19 protein-coding genes are annotated in these 17999 nt (G+C 51.9%); 4 read left to right on the top strand and 15 right to left on the bottom strand.

The annotated features are described in order from the left end of the window. Window positions 1-16: 16 nt before the first annotated feature. The gene (locus tag PDUR_RS13255) at window positions 17-1243 is read left to right on the top strand and encodes an aminopeptidase (RefSeq protein ID WP_042206687.1); all 1227 of its coding nucleotides are present in this window, start codon (window positions 17-19) and stop codon (window positions 1241-1243) included. A 68-nt stretch (window positions 1244-1311) separates the two neighbouring features. Here the strand turns inward: PDUR_RS13255 and PDUR_RS13250 are convergent, their stop codons facing one another. After that, complete coding sequence (locus tag PDUR_RS13250; RefSeq protein WP_042206686.1) at window positions 1312-2037, bottom strand: class I SAM-dependent methyltransferase; 726 nt, start codon at window positions 2035-2037, stop codon at window positions 1312-1314. Window positions 2038-2179: 142 nt separating this feature from the next. On the opposite strand from PDUR_RS13250, the gene PDUR_RS13245 reads away from it, so the two are divergent. Next, complete coding sequence (locus PDUR_RS13245; RefSeq protein ID WP_042206685.1) at window positions 2180-2359, top strand: hypothetical protein; 180 nt, start codon at window positions 2180-2182, stop codon at window positions 2357-2359. Between the two features lie 95 nt (window positions 2360-2454). On the opposite strand, the gene PDUR_RS13240 is transcribed toward PDUR_RS13245, so the two are convergent. The 7 genes from PDUR_RS13240 to PDUR_RS13210 form a co-directional block, all read right to left on the bottom strand. Then, window positions 2455-3150 carry an AlkZ-related protein gene (locus PDUR_RS13240; RefSeq protein WP_042206684.1) on the bottom strand — a complete coding sequence of 232 codons (696 nt, stop codon included), beginning with the start codon at window positions 3148-3150 and terminating at the stop codon, window positions 2455-2457. Between the two features lie 21 nt (window positions 3151-3171). Beyond that, entirely contained in the window at window positions 3172-3741 is a 570-nt protein-coding gene (locus PDUR_RS13235; protein WP_042206683.1) for a TetR/AcrR family transcriptional regulator, read from the bottom strand. Beyond that, window positions 3710-4468: an MBL fold metallo-hydrolase gene (locus PDUR_RS13230; RefSeq protein ID WP_042206682.1), complete on the bottom strand. Its 759-nt coding sequence runs from the start codon at window positions 4466-4468 to the stop codon at window positions 3710-3712. Before PDUR_RS13230 ends, PDUR_RS13235 begins: the two co-directional genes overlap by 32 nt. Before the next feature lie 200 nt (window positions 4469-4668). After that, window positions 4669-5469, bottom strand: coding sequence for a phosphate ABC transporter ATP-binding protein PstB (gene pstB / locus PDUR_RS13225; protein WP_081949513.1), 801 nt, complete (start codon window positions 5467-5469; stop codon window positions 4669-4671). Window positions 5470-5487: 18 nt separating this feature from the next. Beyond that, window positions 5488-6384, bottom strand: coding sequence for a phosphate ABC transporter permease PstA (pstA, locus tag PDUR_RS13220; RefSeq protein ID WP_042206681.1), 897 nt, complete (start codon window positions 6382-6384; stop codon window positions 5488-5490). Beyond that, window positions 6384-7286, bottom strand: coding sequence for a phosphate ABC transporter permease subunit PstC (gene pstC, locus PDUR_RS13215; RefSeq protein WP_042209335.1), 903 nt, complete (start codon window positions 7284-7286; stop codon window positions 6384-6386). The genes pstA and pstC overlap by 1 nt, the downstream gene beginning before the upstream one ends. A gap of 108 nt (window positions 7287-7394) precedes the next feature. Continuing rightward, entirely contained in the window at window positions 7395-8345 is a 951-nt protein-coding gene (locus PDUR_RS13210; protein WP_042206680.1) for a phosphate ABC transporter substrate-binding protein, read from the bottom strand. A gap of 205 nt (window positions 8346-8550) precedes the next feature. On the opposite strand from PDUR_RS13210, the gene PDUR_RS13205 reads away from it, so the two are divergent. Next, window positions 8551-9456: a LysR family transcriptional regulator gene (locus tag PDUR_RS13205; protein ID WP_042206679.1), complete on the top strand. Its 906-nt coding sequence runs from the start codon at window positions 8551-8553 to the stop codon at window positions 9454-9456. Between the two features lie 73 nt (window positions 9457-9529). Here the strand turns inward: PDUR_RS13205 and PDUR_RS13200 are convergent, their stop codons facing one another. The 4 genes from PDUR_RS13200 to PDUR_RS13185 form a co-directional block, all read right to left on the bottom strand. Next, window positions 9530-10366 (bottom strand): class I SAM-dependent methyltransferase, encoded by an 837-nt coding sequence (locus tag PDUR_RS13200; protein ID WP_042206678.1) that lies wholly within the window; start codon window positions 10364-10366, stop codon window positions 9530-9532. A gap of 63 nt (window positions 10367-10429) precedes the next feature. Next, entirely contained in the window at window positions 10430-11377 is a 948-nt protein-coding gene (locus tag PDUR_RS13195) for a DMT family transporter (protein WP_042206677.1), read from the bottom strand. A gap of 105 nt (window positions 11378-11482) precedes the next feature. Beyond that, the gene (locus PDUR_RS13190; RefSeq protein WP_042206676.1) at window positions 11483-12313 is read right to left on the bottom strand and encodes a VanW family protein; all 831 of its coding nucleotides are present in this window, start codon (window positions 12311-12313) and stop codon (window positions 11483-11485) included. Window positions 12314-12315: 2 nt separating this feature from the next. Next, on the bottom strand, window positions 12316-12843 hold the full coding sequence (locus PDUR_RS13185; RefSeq protein WP_042206675.1) for a cysteine hydrolase family protein: 528 nt from the start codon (window positions 12841-12843) through the stop codon (window positions 12316-12318). Between the two features lie 132 nt (window positions 12844-12975). Here PDUR_RS13185 and PDUR_RS13180 point away from each other — a divergent pair, with 132 nt between their 5' ends. Further along, complete coding sequence (locus PDUR_RS13180) at window positions 12976-13851, top strand: Rossmann-fold NAD(P)-binding domain-containing protein (RefSeq protein ID WP_233277371.1); 876 nt, start codon at window positions 12976-12978, stop codon at window positions 13849-13851. A 92-nt stretch (window positions 13852-13943) separates the two neighbouring features. On the opposite strand, the gene PDUR_RS13175 is transcribed toward PDUR_RS13180, so the two are convergent. The 3 genes from PDUR_RS13175 to PDUR_RS13165 form a co-directional block, all read right to left on the bottom strand. Beyond that, window positions 13944-14936 carry an NAD-dependent epimerase/dehydratase family protein gene (locus tag PDUR_RS13175; RefSeq protein WP_042206674.1) on the bottom strand — a complete coding sequence of 331 codons (993 nt, stop codon included), beginning with the start codon at window positions 14934-14936 and terminating at the stop codon, window positions 13944-13946. Beyond that, window positions 14933-17182: an MMPL family transporter gene (locus PDUR_RS13170; protein WP_042206673.1), complete on the bottom strand. Its 2250-nt coding sequence runs from the start codon at window positions 17180-17182 to the stop codon at window positions 14933-14935. The genes PDUR_RS13175 and PDUR_RS13170 overlap by 4 nt, the downstream gene beginning before the upstream one ends. 75 nt (window positions 17183-17257) lie before the next feature. After that, the gene (locus PDUR_RS13165) at window positions 17258-17812 is read right to left on the bottom strand and encodes a TetR/AcrR family transcriptional regulator (RefSeq protein WP_269079219.1); all 555 of its coding nucleotides are present in this window, start codon (window positions 17810-17812) and stop codon (window positions 17258-17260) included. Window positions 17813-17999: the final 187 nt, after the last annotated feature.

Below are 17999 nucleotides of genomic sequence, written 5' to 3'. Positions count from 1 at the left end.
GAGGGGGGGTTGGAATTTGGATTTTAGACAAAAGCTGGAGAACTACGCGCTGCTTGCCGTAAGAGTCGGAGTCAACATACAGCCCGGACAGACGCTTGTCATCAATGCGGACATTGCATCAGCTGAACTGGTCCGCCTGGTCGTCCGCAATGCCTATGAAGCAGGCGCCAAGCTGGTTAAGGTCAATTATTCGGATGAAGTCGTGACGCGGACGCGCTACGACCTGGCTCCTGAGGAATCCTTCTCGGAGCCTCCGAAGTGGTTCGCGGAAGAGATGGAGGATCTTGCGCAGAACAACGCTTGCTTCCTGACCATTATTTCAACTGATCCGGATTTGCTGAATGGCGTTGATCCGGGTCGGATCAGGGCATACCAGCGGGTGTCGGCGGAAGCGATGGCAGGCTACCGTCAGCTGCTGATGAGCAATCACGCTAGCTGGAGCGGCGTCGCCTATCCTTCGTCATCCTGGGCGGCCAAAGTATTCCCGGATGCTCCGGAGGAAGAGCGGATTAATCTATTATGGGACGCGATTTTCCGCGCGGTCCGCGCGGATGTGGAGAACCCGCTTGAAGCATGGCAGCAGCACCTAGACGGACTGAAGCGGCGCTGCGACAAGCTGAATGTGCGCAAGTACCGCAAGCTGCATTACACCGCACCGGGCACCGACTTGACTGTCGAGCTGCCTGAGGGACATATCTGGTGCCAAGCCGGCGCGGTGAACGCACAAGGCGTGCCTTTTTTGGCCAATATTCCGACGGAGGAAGTATTCTCGGTTCCGCATCGGGACGGGACGAACGGCACAGTCAGCAGCACCAAGCCGCTCAGCTATGCGGGAAACGTCATTGACCGCTTTACGCTGACCTTTAAGGACGGCAAGGTAACGGATTATACTGCGGAAGTCGGGAAGGATAAGCTGGATGCGCTTCTGTCTATGGATGAAGGAGCGGTTTCACTTGGCGAAGTGGCGCTGGTTCCTCACCATTCTCCGATTTCGGAAAGCGGTATTCTATATTACACGACCTTATTTGACGAGAATGCCTCCTGTCATCTGGCGCTTGGAGGTTCATACGCCTTCACTCTGGAGGGCGGTACGGCGCTTACGAAGGAGCAGCTCGCCGAGCGCGGGATGAATCAGAGCCTCATTCACGTCGATTTCATGATGGGTTCACCTGAGATGAACATTGACGGCATTACGGAGGACGGCACGGCCGAGCCGATTTTCCGGAATGGCGGTTGGGCGTAAAATAGTTCAGTAATGTTCATATAAACGGGCATAGCCCGGTTCCAAACCTCTTTGGAGGAGGAACCGGGCTATTTGCGCGACTGCACGATCAGAAAATGAGGATGCTTCTTCAGATGCTCACCCCATCTGGCGAACCAATCCCTGAAATTCGGATGTTCCTGCATGCTTTCCTCAAGCTGTGGCTCAACAAGTTGCTCTAACGTTAAGTACCCTGTAACCGTATTGATAATCTCATGCAGCGGCCTCCGGTAAAATGAAACTTCCACCGGTCCAGACTCCTTTTTATTCCAGGTTTCACTCAGCGGTTCATGCTTGAAATAGTCCGGTCTATCAAAATGGGTAAAGTCCATAAAAGGATGATTCACTGAGAAAATCAACCTGCCGCCTGGTTTCAGAACACGCCGGAATTCCCGGAATACGGGTCCCCAACTGCTTATGTAGTGCAAAGTCAAGGAACTTACAATAACATCGAATGTTTCCTCTCCGAAAGGCAACGGCTCGGACAGATCGCATACTAAGACTTCCGCGGCGTCTCCAAACCGTCTTTTGCAGGCCTCGGCCATTTCCGGACTCATATCGACGGCTGTAACCCTAGCTCCTCGTCTGATCATTTGCTCCGTGTACCAACCGGCGGCGCTCCCCGCATCGAGGGCAGTCAATCCGTCCATTTCCCCTGGCAGCAGTTTCATCATCGCTGGGCGCTCATAGCAAGCATTATGCCCGCTTGATGTATCTACGTGCAACTCATAGTCTTTAGCCAACCTTGCATAGGCGTTAAGGATTTTATCCTTCATCTCTGCCCCTCTCCTATTTCAAACCTAATTAGAAACTAAATTTCAAAATTCGTTCAATATATAGACACAAAATTATTGATTTTAATTCACAAAGATGTCACAATAGAGTTGTGGAAATACCAATTGCAAGGAGGTGGTAGCAATGATGAAGGATCCTTCTTCAAGCAAGGTCGAACACGTTGAAGTCGATGAACAGGATACCGAGCCCATTTACGAGAATCGCGATAAAGCCGCCAATGCCGTCAAATATACCGCTTATGTCATGCTGTTCCTGGGTTTTCTGTACTTTTTGGTTGCTTTTATTCTCCCCATGTTCGAATGACTTCCCTTCCTCCCAGCAATTATTTCGAAACCGCTTACGGCTAATCCCGAATCTCCTTTGCGGAGCGGAGAATCAGCCGTTTTATTTTGTCTTGTTTATTTTGTTTTGGCCCATAATTTTTGAATCCAAGCCGCCGCTTCCGGCGACCAGACCGGCTCAATCCGGGCCTTCAGCCAGGCAATGGCTTCTTCCTTGTCCCCGGCGAACGGCTCAATTCCGCTCTCCCGCATCCAGTTCGCGGCTGTTTCAAACGATGTGCTGTTCCAGCCGTTTTTGTCCCCAGCAGCATTTAGCCGCGGGCGCACGCCGGAAATGACGATATCCACGGAGCCTTGCAGTTCATTTAAGGCATTGTCAAAGGCGGTCTTCTTCTCCTTGGCTTTCATTTCTGCTTCTGAGCGAAGCTGACGCGTCTCGATGCCCTCTTTTGCCTTAATGATCTCAAGCACTATCAGCGCTTCTCTGCCGGACAAGCCACGGTCATAACGTTCTTTCAGCGAAAGGGAACTTCCCAATGCAGCGGCAAAATAAGGGAACCAATCTCTTGCGACCAGCACCGCTTTTTTCTTCAGAAATTTTCCGTATGCCGCTTTGCTCTCTCCCGGAAACCGGACCCGCCACTGCCATGGATCAAGCTCCGTGTCCGTATGCCAATCTTCTTCTCTGGTCAGTCCCTTAAGCGAAGGATGCTCCGGAATAAGCGGCGCAAGCGGCAGTATTCCGATGTTTGCAACAAGTTCAGCGGCATCGTCAAATGTAAAAGGCGCTGTCGCTTTTGCTTCATGGATCATGAATGCCATCTCCTTATTCGTTTACTCTCTGAACCGGTCAATGCCCGCCAGAAAAGCATGAATGGTGGCGGACAGGCTGACGCTTACGTCAAGCGGAATACCGAAGCCCCCCTTTTGCTCCAGCGATGCGAAGCCATGCAAAATACTGCGAAGTCCCCTGACGGCATGCAGTTCACCTTGTTCACTCAGCTTGTAGGGTGCAAGTACGCTGATAATCAGCTTCAGCGCACGTCCCGCTTCTTCGTTAAGCTCGGCGTAATCCGTATCCGGAGCTTTAAGCGTCATCTCATACAATCCGGGATGCTGTTTGGCAAATTCGGCGTAGCCCTTCCCCATCGCGAGCACCGCTTCGCTGCCGCTTAATCCCTGCGATGCTGATGACATCGCCTCATTAAGCTGCTTTAAGCCGTATACCGCAAGCAGCGAACGCAGTTCCGCTTGTCCGTTAATATGATTATACAATGAAGGGGGGCGAACACCCAATTTAGCGGCAAGAGCGGCAAGCGTTACCCCCTCCATTCCATGCTCGTCGGCGATTTGAACAGCCTCTATTACAATTTTATCGCGGTCCAGGCCCACTCTTGGCGACATGATTCATTCCCCGTTTCTCTTTTGAAATCTGTTGTTCAGCTTTGGCAATAGCGGCGCGCAGCCGTTCGGCGGGCTGTTTAAGCAAATTACCATGCCCCACTGCCAGAAGCGTGGGATTCAACTTCTCTATTGTTACAGCGCTCTGTAGTGCGGCTTCTTTATTCCACGTTGCCATCGCCGGAAAAGGGAATAGCGGCACGACCACTCCGGTTACAGCAACGCTGCGGAAAGTCTGCAGCGCGTCACCCGCGATAACGGCCCCGTTCCTGCGGTCGAAGAAGGACATCGAGCCCGGCGTATGCCCTGGCGTGGAAACAGCTGTCAGCGAACCGATCTCGTCCCCATCGCTAATCAAATGATCGGGAATGCTCGTTACGTTCTTGGGAACCGCTCCGCGGATCGGAGTTTCCGGCTCGCCTGACCGCAGCGAACGGTCGCCGCGCAAGAGCGCCGCATCCCTCTCTGATATATACAGCTTCACCTGAGGAAGACGCTTCTTCAAAGCATCCACTGCTCCGACGTGATCGTCATGCGCATGAGTCAGCACGATTCGGGCGAGGGGCTTACGAAGCGATTCGGCGGTACGAAGGATACCTTCCAGGCTGAATGGCATACCTGCATCAATCAAGGTCAGGTCACTTTCTTCCTCTACAATATAGCAGTTTACCGGAAACAGGCGAGGCATCCAAGTTAGTTGAAGTAATTGGCCGTTGCGCGTTACTCTCATTTGATCCCCTCCAAAACTAATGATATTAGTTATATTTTAAACTAATGACATTAGTAAAGCAACTGCTTTTTACCCTGCTCCGTAAATTTCTTTATAAGAAAAACACCGGAATCAACCGCCTCTTGAAAGGGTCAATTCCGGTGGGGTTCATTTCGTAAAAAAATGAAAAAACACCGCCCTGCCGGACAGTGTTCCTCGCATCAGCCGAAACGGCCCATAATATATTCCTGAGTCATCGTATTTTCCGGGTTCGTAAATACTTTTTCCGTCATTCCGTATTCAATCACCTGGCCGAGATAAAAATATGCCGTAAAATCGGAAATCCGCGCCGCCTGCTGCATATTATGGGTAACAATAACGATGCGCAGCTGCTCTTTCAATTCTTTAATGAGCTCTTCAACCTTTCCGGTGGAAACCGGGTCAAGCGCCGATGCTGGCTCGTCGAGCAGCAAAATTTGCGGATTGACCGACAGCGCCCGCGCGATGCAGAGCCGCTGCTGCTGGCCGCCGGAGAGCGCCAGGGCGGAATCCTTCAGGCGGTCCTTAACCTCGTCCCACAATGCGGCGCGGCGTAGACTGCTTTCCACAATTTCATCCAGCGATTTTTTTCCTTTAACGCCATGGTATTTCGGACCAAAGGCAATATTTTCGTAGATCGATTTATAGAAAGGATTCGGCTTCTGCCAGACCATGCCGATCTTTTGCCTCAGCTTAATTACATCCGTACTCGGAGAGTTGATATCCACTCCGTCGATCCAGATGCTTCCTTTGCTGGTCGATCCGGAAATCTCATCATTCATCCGGTTCAGCGACCGTAAAAAGGTTGATTTGCCGCAGCCGGAGGGTCCGATCAAGGCCGTAACCGACTTCTCGGGAAACGGCAGGCTGATACCTTTTACCGCCTCGTACGTGCCGTAGAATATACTTAAATTTTCAGTCCGGAAATCCCTTTCTGTCTTCGCTGGCTGCAAAATATGAGGTGCTGTAAGTGTCGCTTCCATATTTTCTTCTCCTCCTGATTAATTCATTCTTCGCGATGCTGTCAGTTTCCGGTAGATCAATCGGCCAAAATAGCGGGCGACCAGATTAAAGATCAGAACCGTGATAACCAGAACGGCCGACGCTCCAGCAGCAATCTCCGCCGCATCGGGCGCGAGCCCTTCGCTGTTAATCTTCCAGATATGCACAGCCAGCGTCTCGGCCGGGCGGAACGGATTCAGCGGCGAGGACGGACTCAGCGGATTCCAGTTGCCGAAGTCCAGACGCGGGCTGCTCATCCCCGCCGTGAACATCAGGGCGGCGGCTTCACCGAATACCCGGCCGGCGGACAGGATCGTTCCCGTAATTATTGCGGGCAGCGCCACAGGGAACAGAACAGTTGTGACGATTTTCCATTTAGACAGCCCGAGCGCGAACCCGGCTTCCTTCTGCTGAGGGGGTACGCTGCGGAACGCCTGCTCGGTAATCCGTACCATCAGCGGGAGGTTGAATACGGTAAGGGCCAGCGCCCCCGAAACCAGCGAGAAGCCGAGGCCGAAAATATTAACGATCAGCAGCAGACCGAACAGACCGACGACGATCGACGGGAAGGAAGACAGAACCTCAACAATGAGGCGGATAAAGCCGGTGATTCTGCCCGGACGCGCATACTCAGCCATGTAAATACCTGCTCCAATGCCCAAAGGCACGGTGATCAGCAGCGTGAGGACCAGCAGGAACAACGAGTTAAAGAGCTGCGGACCTATACCGCCGCCCGCGCGTATTTTGCGCGGAGCCGATGTGAGGAAATCCCAGCTAATGTGGCTTACTCCTCGAAATAAAATATATCCTAGCAGACCGGCCAAAACGGCGACGATCAACAGAGCCAAAGTTACAATAACATAGGTGGCGATCTTGTCGGCTGTTTTTGCTTTCATTAGATCGACCTCCTTTTCTCCAGCATGCGGACAATGAACACGAATAAGAACGTCATCAGCATGAGAACAAGCGCCATACTCCACAGCGCATTATTTTGTGGCGAACCCATTGTAGTATTACCCATACCGAGCGTAATGACGCTGGTCAGCGTAGACGCTGATTCAAATAATGATGTGGGAATGAACGGAGCATTTCCGATAACCATCTGGACTGCAAGCGCTTCGCCGAAGGCGCGGGCCATACCCAGCACTACGCCGGTCAAAATGGCGGGAAGTGTTGTTGGAATTATAACCCGGGCGATTGTCTGCCAGCGGGTTGCGCCAAGCGCAAACGAGGATTCCTTCAGATTCTGCGGAAGCGCAGACAGCGCGTCCGCCGCCACGCTGGTAATCGTTGGCAAGATCATAACCGACAATACAAGCGCGCCGGCGGCAACGCCGATGCCTTGTCCAGGGAAGACATTCCGCAAGAACGGCACAATAACACTGAGCCCAACAAAGCCGTAGACGACGGAAGGAATACCCGACAGAAGCTCAATCACCGGCTGCAGCAGCTTTTTGCCCCATCCCGGTACGATTTCGGTCATGAACAGCGCGGCGCAAATGCTTAGTGGACTGGCGATCAGCGCGGCCAAGAGAGTTGTGATAAATGACCCTGCGATAAACGGCAGCGCTCCAAAAGACGGATGATCCCCTTCGGGAGACCAATTAGTGCCGAAAAAGAAATCGGAAAAGCTAACCTTGTCGATTGCAAATGTTGAAATCCCTCTAGACGTAACAAAATACACCATGGATACTATGGAGACAATTAACAGAAGTACACAAAAAGACATGTAGGAACGTCCGATAAGGTCTTCAATATGATGTTTTTCGATACGCGATTTGCTGCTCTGCGCTCGCATAGTTTCGTTGTTCTGCACTCGCATTTATGTCCCTTCTCTTTAAAGTGAAAAGAGAGGCAGAAGAATTCCGCCTCCAATTCTATGAAAATTGTTGCTTTAATTATCTGATTACTTGTTCGTTACGGTGCCTTCGACATCGCGGGAAACCTGCATCTTGTTCGCTGGGATATAGCCAAGTTCAGTTACATCGCCGTTTTGGACTTCATCAGTCAGGAAGTAATCCAGGAAAGCCTTGACCGTTGCATTCGGCTCACCATTCGTATACATATGCTCATATGCCCAGACCGGATATTTTCCGCTAACTACGTTGTCCACGGAAGGCTCAACGCTGTCGTAGTTCAAGGTTTTAACCGATTCGTCAAGGTAGGACAGAGCCAGGTATCCGATTGCTCCCGGCGTTTCGCCGATCATTTTCTTAACGGTACCCGAGGAATCCTCTTGAATGGAACCCGGAAGATCTTCCGTCTTCGTGCCGAGTGCAAATTTCTCGAATGTGGCGCGTGTTCCGGAGCTTGCCGGACGGTTAATGATTTGGATCTTCTGATCCGCGCCGCCTACTTCTTTCCAGTTCGTGATTTTGCCGGTAAAAATATCAACCAGCTGCTGCTTAGTCAGATTGTCAACTCCTGCATCCGGATGGGCAACGGCCGCAATCGCGACAACCGCCACCTGATGGTCGACGAGCGCTTTTGCTTTTTCCGCGTCCGCATCTTTCAGCTTCTCTTCCGCGAACACGTCGGAGTTGCCGATATCCACTTGTTTCTCAGCTACTTGTGTAAGACCCGTACCGCTACCGCCGCCTTGAACTTGAATATCTACGCCGGCATTCTTTTCCATAAATTTCTCGGCTACTTGTTCCACCAGTGGCTGTAGAGCCGTGGAGCCGGAAGCAAGAATCGAACCGCTGACTTCTGCGCCGCTTGTCTCTGTAGGCGCGCTGCTGGCTCCCGCATTTCCCCCGTTAGCCGCTGTGTTATTTCCCCCGTTGTTACCGCAAGCCGAAAGTGCAAGGACACTCGTTAAAGCAAGTGCCATGATCCAGGATTTTTTAGAGCGCATTATTGTTTGTCTCCTCCTACAGTTTGTGTTAATAATTAGGCTCGTTCGCCCTGACACTGTTAATTGTAAAATCCCTTCGTTAGTTAAACCGCCTACTTATGTAAAATGAACGATAAAAAAGAAAATAGAATATGTATAGTGCTATAGAATTAATCTATAATATAAGAAGAAAGTTAGCGAATATTGTCAAATCGGAGGAGCTTCCATGAATATATTAAAGCTGCAAATCGTAGTTCTTATTGAAAAATATAAAAAAGTGACGGATGTTGCCGCAGAGCTTGGCCTGAAGCAGCCCACCGTTTCTTTTCATATGAAATCGCTGGAGAATGAACTGGGCACCCCGCTCTTTCAGAGCCGAAGCGGACGCGTGCTGCTGACCGAAGCCGGTCATGCGCTTCACCAGTATGCGGTTCGTATTGTTGCGCTGGCATCCGAAGCCGAAAGAACGGTTAAGCTGGCCGACTCCCGCTCCAGGTTAAAGCTGGCTATCGGAGCATCGGCGATTTCGGCGGCCTATCTGCTCCCGGCAGCTTTGGCAGGCTTAGCGGCGCAGTATCCCGAGACGGAAATAACGTTGTCCGAGGCGCAAAATCACGTCTTACGCGAGCAGCTCAGGAGCCGCAAGCTTCAGCTTGCCGTTCTGCATGGCTATGAGCAGGCAGACGAATCTTTATATATGAGCAAGATTGCCGATGATGAGACGGTGCTTATCTTTGCTCCAGGGCACCCGTTTGATGCTAAGGATAACCCGGGGCCCGATGAAATCTCCAGGGAGCCGTGGATTCAGCATGCGCCGGGAAGCGGCCTGCGCGAATTCTCCGACCGCTGGGCCGGGTTGAACGGTGTGCGTGTATGGAATAGGATGGAAACGGACAGCCCGGAGGCTGTTAAGCAATTGGTTATGCAAGGAAATGCGGTCGCTGTTTTTTCCAAAATCGGAATTGCGGCGGAGATCGAGACGGGAAGCTTGTGTTATCGCCCACTTTCAGGTATTTTGCCGGATCGGGGCGGTTTTTATCTGGCGTGGCGGAAGGATTATGTGCTAACCGAGATTCAGCAGGCTTTTGCGGACAGCTTGGTCCGTAGGGGGGTACAGCATGGAGTTGTATGAATTCCGTAAAGATTGAGGAAAATGCCAGGCTGATTGCAGCCCGGCATCTGCCATAGATCCTGACTTATTCGGCTTAAAGCTCCGGCTTCTCCGCCATCAGCACAAACGTCTTCGGAATGCCTTTGTCGAATACGTCCGAGGACAGATTCGGTTCTTCGACCAGCTTACGGATATGCAGGCCGCTTTCCGCGGCCGAGGTCACAATCTCACCGAGCGTCCACTTGCGCCAGTATACGGTACCTGTAACGTCCCTGCTTTCTCCGCCACTGGGCGAATATTTGGCATAGGACACCCGTTTCTCCTCAAGCGACGTATCGAAGTAATCCCCCGTTACTTTATGCTTGCGGATTTTGGCTGTGGAGCCCTTGGAGGAGATCAGCTTGGTCGACACGGGATGAAAATCCCGCAATATGAACCGCCCTCCCGGAGCAAGCAGCGAATACGCCGTGTCCATAAACGGCTTCAGGTCGGTAAAGTAATGCACGATGCCCTGCTCCGCAAAGACGATATCATACGCTCCCCGCAGAACAGCCTCCGGCAGATTCAATACGTCGGAGACGGTATAATCCACACGAACTCCCGCAGCTTCCGCGAGCTCGGAAGCATAACGCGCGTTGCCTTCCGAGAAGTCGGCTACCGACACCTCGGCCCCTAGCAGTCCGAGCGCCACCGCCTTAACCCCGTTCGAGCCCATCAGGTTCATTATTTTCTTGCCGCCTACTTCTCCGAAATAGGCAAGAAGAGGCTGAAGCTTGGCGGCGGGATTATTCCGCAGCTTGGCAGCGGCTTCTTCCGGCGTTCCAAACCGGCTTATCCAAGCGCTGTATGTATCCTCATTCCACAGCTCTTCGCTGACGGAGGAGGTTACCGCCGATTCAGGTTTATTGTCATCCTTGTGACTGTCGTACATAAAAGTGAAAGCTCCTTTGCTTCGAATCTCATTATGTGCAAGTTCCGGTGAAACCCCGCCGGTTCAAGAAGCGCTTTCCGGCAATGCCTCAGGTTCATGCGAATGGCTATTCCGCCGCTCTGCTTTCCGGGCTTCTTTTCGGCTGCCCATATACAAATAACAAGCAAGACCGGCGAGCACGAGCAGGCCGCCCGACCACTGAAGGCCGGACAATCGCTCTCCGAGCAGCAAATAGGCCAGAATACAGGCCCCCACCGGTTCTCCGAGAATATTCATGGACACGGTAGTGGCGGACGTATACTGCAGCAGCCAGTTGAAGAGGATATGGCCAAATACAGTCGGCACGATCGCGAGCAGCGCGAAAATGCCCCATTCTCCCGGTGGATAGTCAAAGAAAGCGATGCCCGCAGCCCAATTATACAGAGCGAACACGGCTCCGGCGCAAATAAACACAATTAGGCTGTACAGATAAGACGGCATCCGGGCTACCAGCTTTTTGCCAATGAGCAGATGGGCGGCTACCGCCACCGTTCCGAATATAGAGAGAAGGTCGCCTTTTAGGTTGTCCGAGGACAAGCCAATGTCGCCCCAGCCAATAAAGACGACGCCGATAATCGCCACGCCAAGACCGGCTATTGCGGAAACCGGGCTGCGTTCCTTGTACAGAATGTAGGACCCAATCATAATGAAAACGGGCTCAAGCGCCATAATCATTGTAGAGCTGGCGACGGAGGTATATTCCAGCGAGCCCATCCAGAGCAAAAAATGCAGAGCCAGCATGAAGCCGGAGGCTGCCAGCAGCAGCCAGTCCTTAAGACGGAGGGCCGATACCGTTCCACTATACGGACGGACGAAGGGAAACATTAACAGCGAAGTGAACAGCAAGCGGTACATTCCCTGAATGGAGGCCGGAGCTTGGGACCATTTGATAAAAATGGCTGAAAATGAGATGGCTATAATCCCGATCAGCATGAGCAGCGAAACGGGGATTGGCGGTTTTCTAGTATTCATGATGAGTGTTTCCTTTCTGTCGCGTCAATTGATGTAGAGCACTTCTGTTAATTTAACGCATGCAGCGGAAAAAATCAGCCTTTTATTTGAAAAAATGATATCGGCTTAAGCCTGAAGCTCACCCTTTAACAAAGGGGCATACATCATTAATGCGGTGTTGTCAGTTACGTGCTCATCAAAGGCCGTGCTCCCGTCCCGGGCAATCAGCCTCCGGCGGATGCTGTTACGACGAAGGTAACCGCCCCATGGCTCCAGAGAAATGGCATGCTCGCTTTCATAAACCTCGTATGTATAAAGCGGGGGTTCCGCCGCTCGCCACTCTCCATGCAGATGCGTATCGGTAAGCCACACCTTAAGCTGATATTCAGTATCCGTGTCATTTCTAAGCTGAAGATCCAGGTAGTTATAAGAGCAGGTAGCCCCGCTGCCGAACGGCTGCGTTCGCTGTTCATCCGGAAAGACATCATAGCTGTGTCTGTGCCGTTCCGTCACCGTCAGCGGAGAATGAAGCGTCATCCAATATATCAGGTTCGAGAGCTGGCACAGCCCTCCCCCAACGCCGGATTTAAATCCTCCGTAATACAGAACCATGCCATCCATATAACCCTTACGACGGGTGGGCTTGCCGATCCTCCGCCAATAAGAGAAGGTCTCGCCCGGCCTTATAATTAAGCCGTCGAGCTTTTGAACCGCCAGCCTGAGATTAGTAATTTTATTGTACTGGAGCTGCATATCCACTTGCCGAAGCTTGCGCAGCAGCGGGGTCGCGTGCTCGAACACCTTGCAGGGCAGGACTTCCCGGCTGAAAGTAATCGCCGCTTTTTCCTTCCCCGTAAGCCATTTGACATATCTTTTCCAGATAAAATAGTGTTTACCCGCAAAAAGACGCAAACGGGAACGCTGCTTGGGGCGCACAGCCGAATAGGTTTTACCCATTTTCAGAAGATTACCTCACTCGCAGGTTTCAAGGTTACGAACCGTCCTCCGAGAATCCCGTTATGATGACGTACGATTTCTTTGCCAGAGAGCCGTCCATTATCAAACGTACTATGGGCGTCTTCCACCAGAATAGTGGAATATCCAAGGCTGAATGCCCGTCGGCATGTCGAATCGAGACAAAATTCGCTTTGCATGCCCGCGATAATCAAATGGGAAATTCCCTGACGCTGCAATTCTTCCTGGAGTCCGGTAAGGTGAAAAGCATCCCAGGTCGGCTTCTCGATGACCTTTTCCCCGGGCAAAGGAGTCACTTTGGAGCTGATCTGCCATGTAGGCGTTCCCTTGGTGTATTCTTCATCTTCGGTATGCTGAATATAAATCACCCTCGTACCGCTCCGGCGCGCCCGATCCAGCAGCGATACGATCCGCTCCATCACACCTTCTTCGTCATACAGCTTCAGTCCCGGATATGAGAACATCGCCTCCTGTACATCAATCAAAATGAACGCAGTATGCGGATCAGCCATCTCAATTTCCTCCCCCAGTTTTGTCATAACCTAAATTATAGCAGAAAAAAAGGAGCGAAGTCTTTCCAGGTTACCTTATGGTACACTGAAATCATATTGCGGCGAGGAGTTGAGTTAATGAGCAACATCTAGGTGCTTGGCGGCACACGCTTTTTTGGCAAAAGATTGGTGGAGCGCCTGCTGGAGGATGCGGACAACGATGTTACGATTGTAACGCGAGGAAATGCGGCCGACCCATTTGGTGAACGGATTCACCGTATCCATATGGACCGCACAAATCCGGAAATGCTTGCTTCAGCAGCTCTGAATCAATCTTGGGATATCGTCTATGACAATATCTGTTATTCACCGGATGAAGCGGCGGCGGCCTGCCGCATATTTGAAGACAGAGCGAAGCGGTATATCCTGACTTCCAGTCTATCCGTATATGACCCAAGGCCGGAAATATTGACTGAAGACCTGTTTGATCCGAAAGCTTACCCCGTTCGAGGGGGAGGCAGAGATGATTTTTCATATCAGGAGGGAAAGCGGCTGGCCGAAGCCGTATTCTTCCAACAGGCAGCGTTCCCTGTGGCCGCCGTCCGGTTTCCGATCGTACTCGGCGAGGATGATTACACGAAAAGATTGCATTTTCATATCGAGCATATCCGCCGGGAAGAGCCAGTAGGTATTCCGAATAGGCAAGCGCGCATTTCCTTCATCCGTTCGGATGAGGCTGCGGACTTTCTGCTGTGGCTTGGCCGTTCGGAATTAACGGGACCGGTAAATGCATGCTCTGAAGGCTCTTTTACCATTAATGAAATGATTTCCATAATTGAAGGAGCAGCAGGGAAAAAGGCCGTAATCCGTGAAAAGACAGCGGATGAGCATATGTCTCCGTTTGGCATCCCGCAGTCATGGCGTATGGACACGGCAAAAGCGCAGACGGCAGGCTTCTCATTTCTTACGCTCGCCGATTGGTTCCCGGAATTAGTAAACGTCCTGAACCGTACATATGACCATAACTAGCGGCCAAGTGAAAAATTAAAACCAGGTAGTATTTACTAAGGAGGGAGCTTCCTTCATATTGTTATGAGGAGAAGCCCCTCCATTCAAGTATGTCAGTGAGTTTTATACCAATTGACCGTATCGCGAACCGTTTCAATTAAAGGACGAAAATGGATGCCCAGCTCGCTCTCGGCTTTAGCTGAAGAGGTCTGTTTTTTATTCGTAATCGACCGGATGCCGTTGACCGATAGCGAGAGTGCTTTGCCCGTTGCCGCAGCGTAGCGCTCCGCCGCCCATGCTGCCGCGAAAAGCAGCCTTTTCGGAAGCTTCTTTGCCGGAGCCGGGATTCCCGTGGCTTCCTCCAACGCTTGCATCAATTGCAGCTGGCTGACATGATGCGCGCTTAAAATAAACGAATCGGATTCGTTTATCGTCTGCGCTGAAATAATCATCGCGTCAGCTACATCGCGCGGGTCCACCACATCAATGCCCGAATCGGCAATAAAGCCCGGCAGCCGCCGGTTCATGAAATCCAGCACCAGCTTGCCTCCGCTCGTAGGAGCCGCGTCCCATGGGCCGATCATCCAGGATGGCTTCATCGTCACAACCGGAATCCCCAACTTCTCGGAGAACAAGGCGATCTTCTGATCGCCGATCACTTTACTTTTGCCGTAATCGTTCAGAGCTTCATCCGGGTTCATCACATCCGATTCATTGCTTGGTACGCCGTCCTCCCGCTTTCGAATGGTTGCATTGCTGCTCGTATGGATGATCTTTCCGATCCCAAAGAGACCTGCCTCCTCAAACAACCGCACGGTGTTCGTCACGTTGATCCGCTCAAGCTTCTCCCAGTGCCTGCCCGGAGCGAATGTCTCCCGAAAATAAGCCGCCGTATGAAAAAGCGTATCGCAGCCCTGCAAGGAGGAGGCCCATTCCTCGACTTGCTCCATATCGCCGACAATCAGTTCCGCTCCGGTATCTCCCAGCAGCTTGTTCCCTTTTTCCTTCGAGCGCACCAAAGCCTTTACTTCATAGCCTTTTGCCGTTAATTGACGGATTAAGTTAATGCCCAGCATGCCTGAACTTCCAGTTACAAATGCTTTCATTGAGCTCCTCCCCCTTCCGAAATACCATAACGTTCATAAAAGCGTCGCAGTATGGGCGGAGCCCACCAATTCGCCCTGCCGGCAAGCTTCATGAATGCAGGAACCAGCACGGACCGGATCAGTGTGGCATCCACCAGCACAGCCAGGGTCATTCCGATGCCGAGCATTTTGAGAAAGACAACCTCTCCCGTTGCGTAAGCGGCGAAAGTAAAGGCCAGGATGGCCGCAGCCGTTGTGACAAGCGAACCGCTCTTCTGGATCCCTCTCGCTACCGATTCGGTCAGATCGCCTGTACGGTCATACTCTTCTTTAATCCTGGACAGTATGAACACTTCATAATCCATCGACAGGCCGTATGCGATGCAGAACATGAGAATCGGAATGCTCGGCTCGATTGATCCGGCTGGCGTAAAATGAAGCAGACCTGACAAATGTCCCTCCTGGAACACCCAGACAAGTGTACCGAACATTATAGTAAGACTGAGGAAATTGAGCAAGGTCGCTTTAATCGGAAGCAGGATGCTGCCGCTCATGAAGAACAGGATAATAAAAGTAATGACTAGAACAAGCGCGAGCGCAACCGGCAGACGTTCGAGCAGTTCTTTACGAAAATCGGTCAAATCCGCTGGATATCCGCCGACGATAACATCAAACGGCGCATCAGCCGACCGTATCTCGTTCACCAGCTTGGGAGCATCTGCATTGATGCTGGTTCCATAGGGAATGACTGACAGAAAGGTGCCGCCATTCGCGCCGGCAAAGCGGGCATGCGTTTCATTGGGCGGTGTGATTAATTGGCCTTGGGAGAAGGACCCGGCAAGAGAATCAACCTGAATGATACCCGGAACCTTAGACAGCTGGGCAGCATAGGCAGAAATGTCATTTAACGCGCCTGCCGGATCTTTGATCTCTGGAGCCAAAACCTGAATGGCGTCTGTCTCCTCGGCCCGAAACCCGGCAATCTTCTGATCTTCCACAATCCGGCTCGTCGCATGAGCGGGCAGCACCCGGTGATCCGGAAGGCCAAACTGCAAATTCAGAATGGGCGAGCCAAGCAGCACCAGAATGAGAAGGGCTGCGCCGCCGTATATTACGGGACGGCGCATAATGGTCTTCGCGCTTCGATACCACCACCCTGTATGGAGCCCAGATTGGCCTGACGTTCTTTTTCCGGTTCGCCGCGCAAGCCTGCTGCCGAGAACGGCAAAGAATGCGGGTAGAATGAGGACGGAACCGATAATCCCTGACAACACAACCAGCACACCGGTATACGCGAAGGACTGAAGAAACGGAAAAGGAAAGACAAACAACACCGCACAGGACGCCGCAACGGTAATGCCGCTGAAAATAACGGTTCGTCCGGCGGTCTCCACTGTACGGACAGCGGAGTGAAGGGCATCCTTGCCCGAGGCCAGCTCCTCTCTGAATCTGGCGATCATGAACAGCGAATAGTCAATGCCAAGCCCAAGCCCCATGACCAATGTCAAATTAAGCGCAAACGTCGATACCTCCGTGAACGAAACAACCCCGCCGAGCCCGGCCAAGGTGGAGACCATAGCGAACAGGCCGACGCCGATGGTCAGGGCAGTCGCCCGAAAGCGCCGGTAGACAAGCAGGAGAAGAAGAAATACGCCGGGTAAAATGATCATCTCCGCCCGCACAAAATCCTCACGAGCCAGTCCAGCCGCCTGCCTGAATATTTCATCCTGCCCGCCCACTGCGACTTTGAACAGATTGTTCTCCCTGGTAAATTCAGGAGATAATTCACCAAGCGCTGTCCGCGCCTCCGTTACCGTTCCTTTCAAGTGCGCCAGGATTAGCGCTTGCGTCCGATCCTCACTGCGCAGCGTTTGTGTCTCCCTGCGGGACCAGTATGAAGATGCTTCCTGAACCACCTCCTCGGACGCTAACTCCCTCGTGAGCGCGAGACCCGCTTCGCGGTTCTCCGGACTGTCGATGGTTCCACTCTTAACGGTCACCAGCAGCGCGAGATTGGGACTGCCGGAGCCGAACTGGCGCTCAAGGGCTTGACCGGCCCTATACGATTCGGAACCGGGTACTTCCCATCTGCTGAGCGACAGCTTTTGAGTGCTCCCTGCTCCAACAACAGCCGATGCGATAAAGGCAATTACACCAAAGATAATGACCATCCATCTAGCCCTTACAACAAAACGGCCGATCGTTCCCAGCAGCGTCCGTTTGACTTGCTGAGGCACTGCGTTGCGAGTAACACTTAAATTGTTCATTCAATCTCCTCCACTTTTTCTGTTTGTTTGAGTGTTCAAACAATTCTTTATAAAAAAAATTTGCATTCCAGTCTCTTATTTTTGAATGCTTTGTAAATATGCGGAAAGTATTGCGGCAAACGTATCGTAAGCGCCCTCGTAATCGAAGTCTTCATCGCAGAGCCGCTGCAATCCGAGGCCATCAAATACGGACAGCAAAATGGGAGCGAGCGAACGCGAGTGTTCTTCCGGAAGACGGCTAATCCGCTCAATGAGCCTGGTCTGGTGTTCGCGCTTGCTGACAAGCGTAGTCTTAATACTCTCTGATACCGCAGGATTTCTCAGCCCCAAAGCGTATAATTCGTAACGAAGCTTGATCCAGGACGGATTGTCCACGGCCCTGGACTGCGGTACGCTGAGCGCCGACTTGACGGCTGCCGCATTTAGCGGCCCTTCGGCGTTGCTTGGAGTAAATGAATACGATTCACAGTACTTCTCCGATTCGCGGCGGAATACTTCCGCAAACAACAAGTCTTTGCTCGGAAAATAATAACTGATTAATCCCTGTGCGACTCCGGCCACCCGTGCGATTTCTTTCGTGGAGGCTTTGTCATACCCTTTTTCAGCCAATACTTGATAGGCCGCGTCAATAATTCGCTGCTGTTTGTCGTGCTCCGTAATAAAGACCTCCTAAGATCAATGATTTCATCCCAATATCTTTGTTTGTTTGATCAACCAAATGATAACATGCGATTAAACCTCATTGCAACAGGCTGCAAATCATCCTAAGCCTACTCTCTCTAAGAAATCTCTGCCGAAAATAGAAGAAAGGCGCCCG

The organism is Paenibacillus durus (assembly GCF_000756615.1).
GTDB lineage: Bacteria > Bacillota > Bacilli > Paenibacillales > Paenibacillaceae > Paenibacillus_AQ > Paenibacillus_AQ durus.
This window is presented reverse-complemented; position numbering and strand designations above follow the sequence as displayed.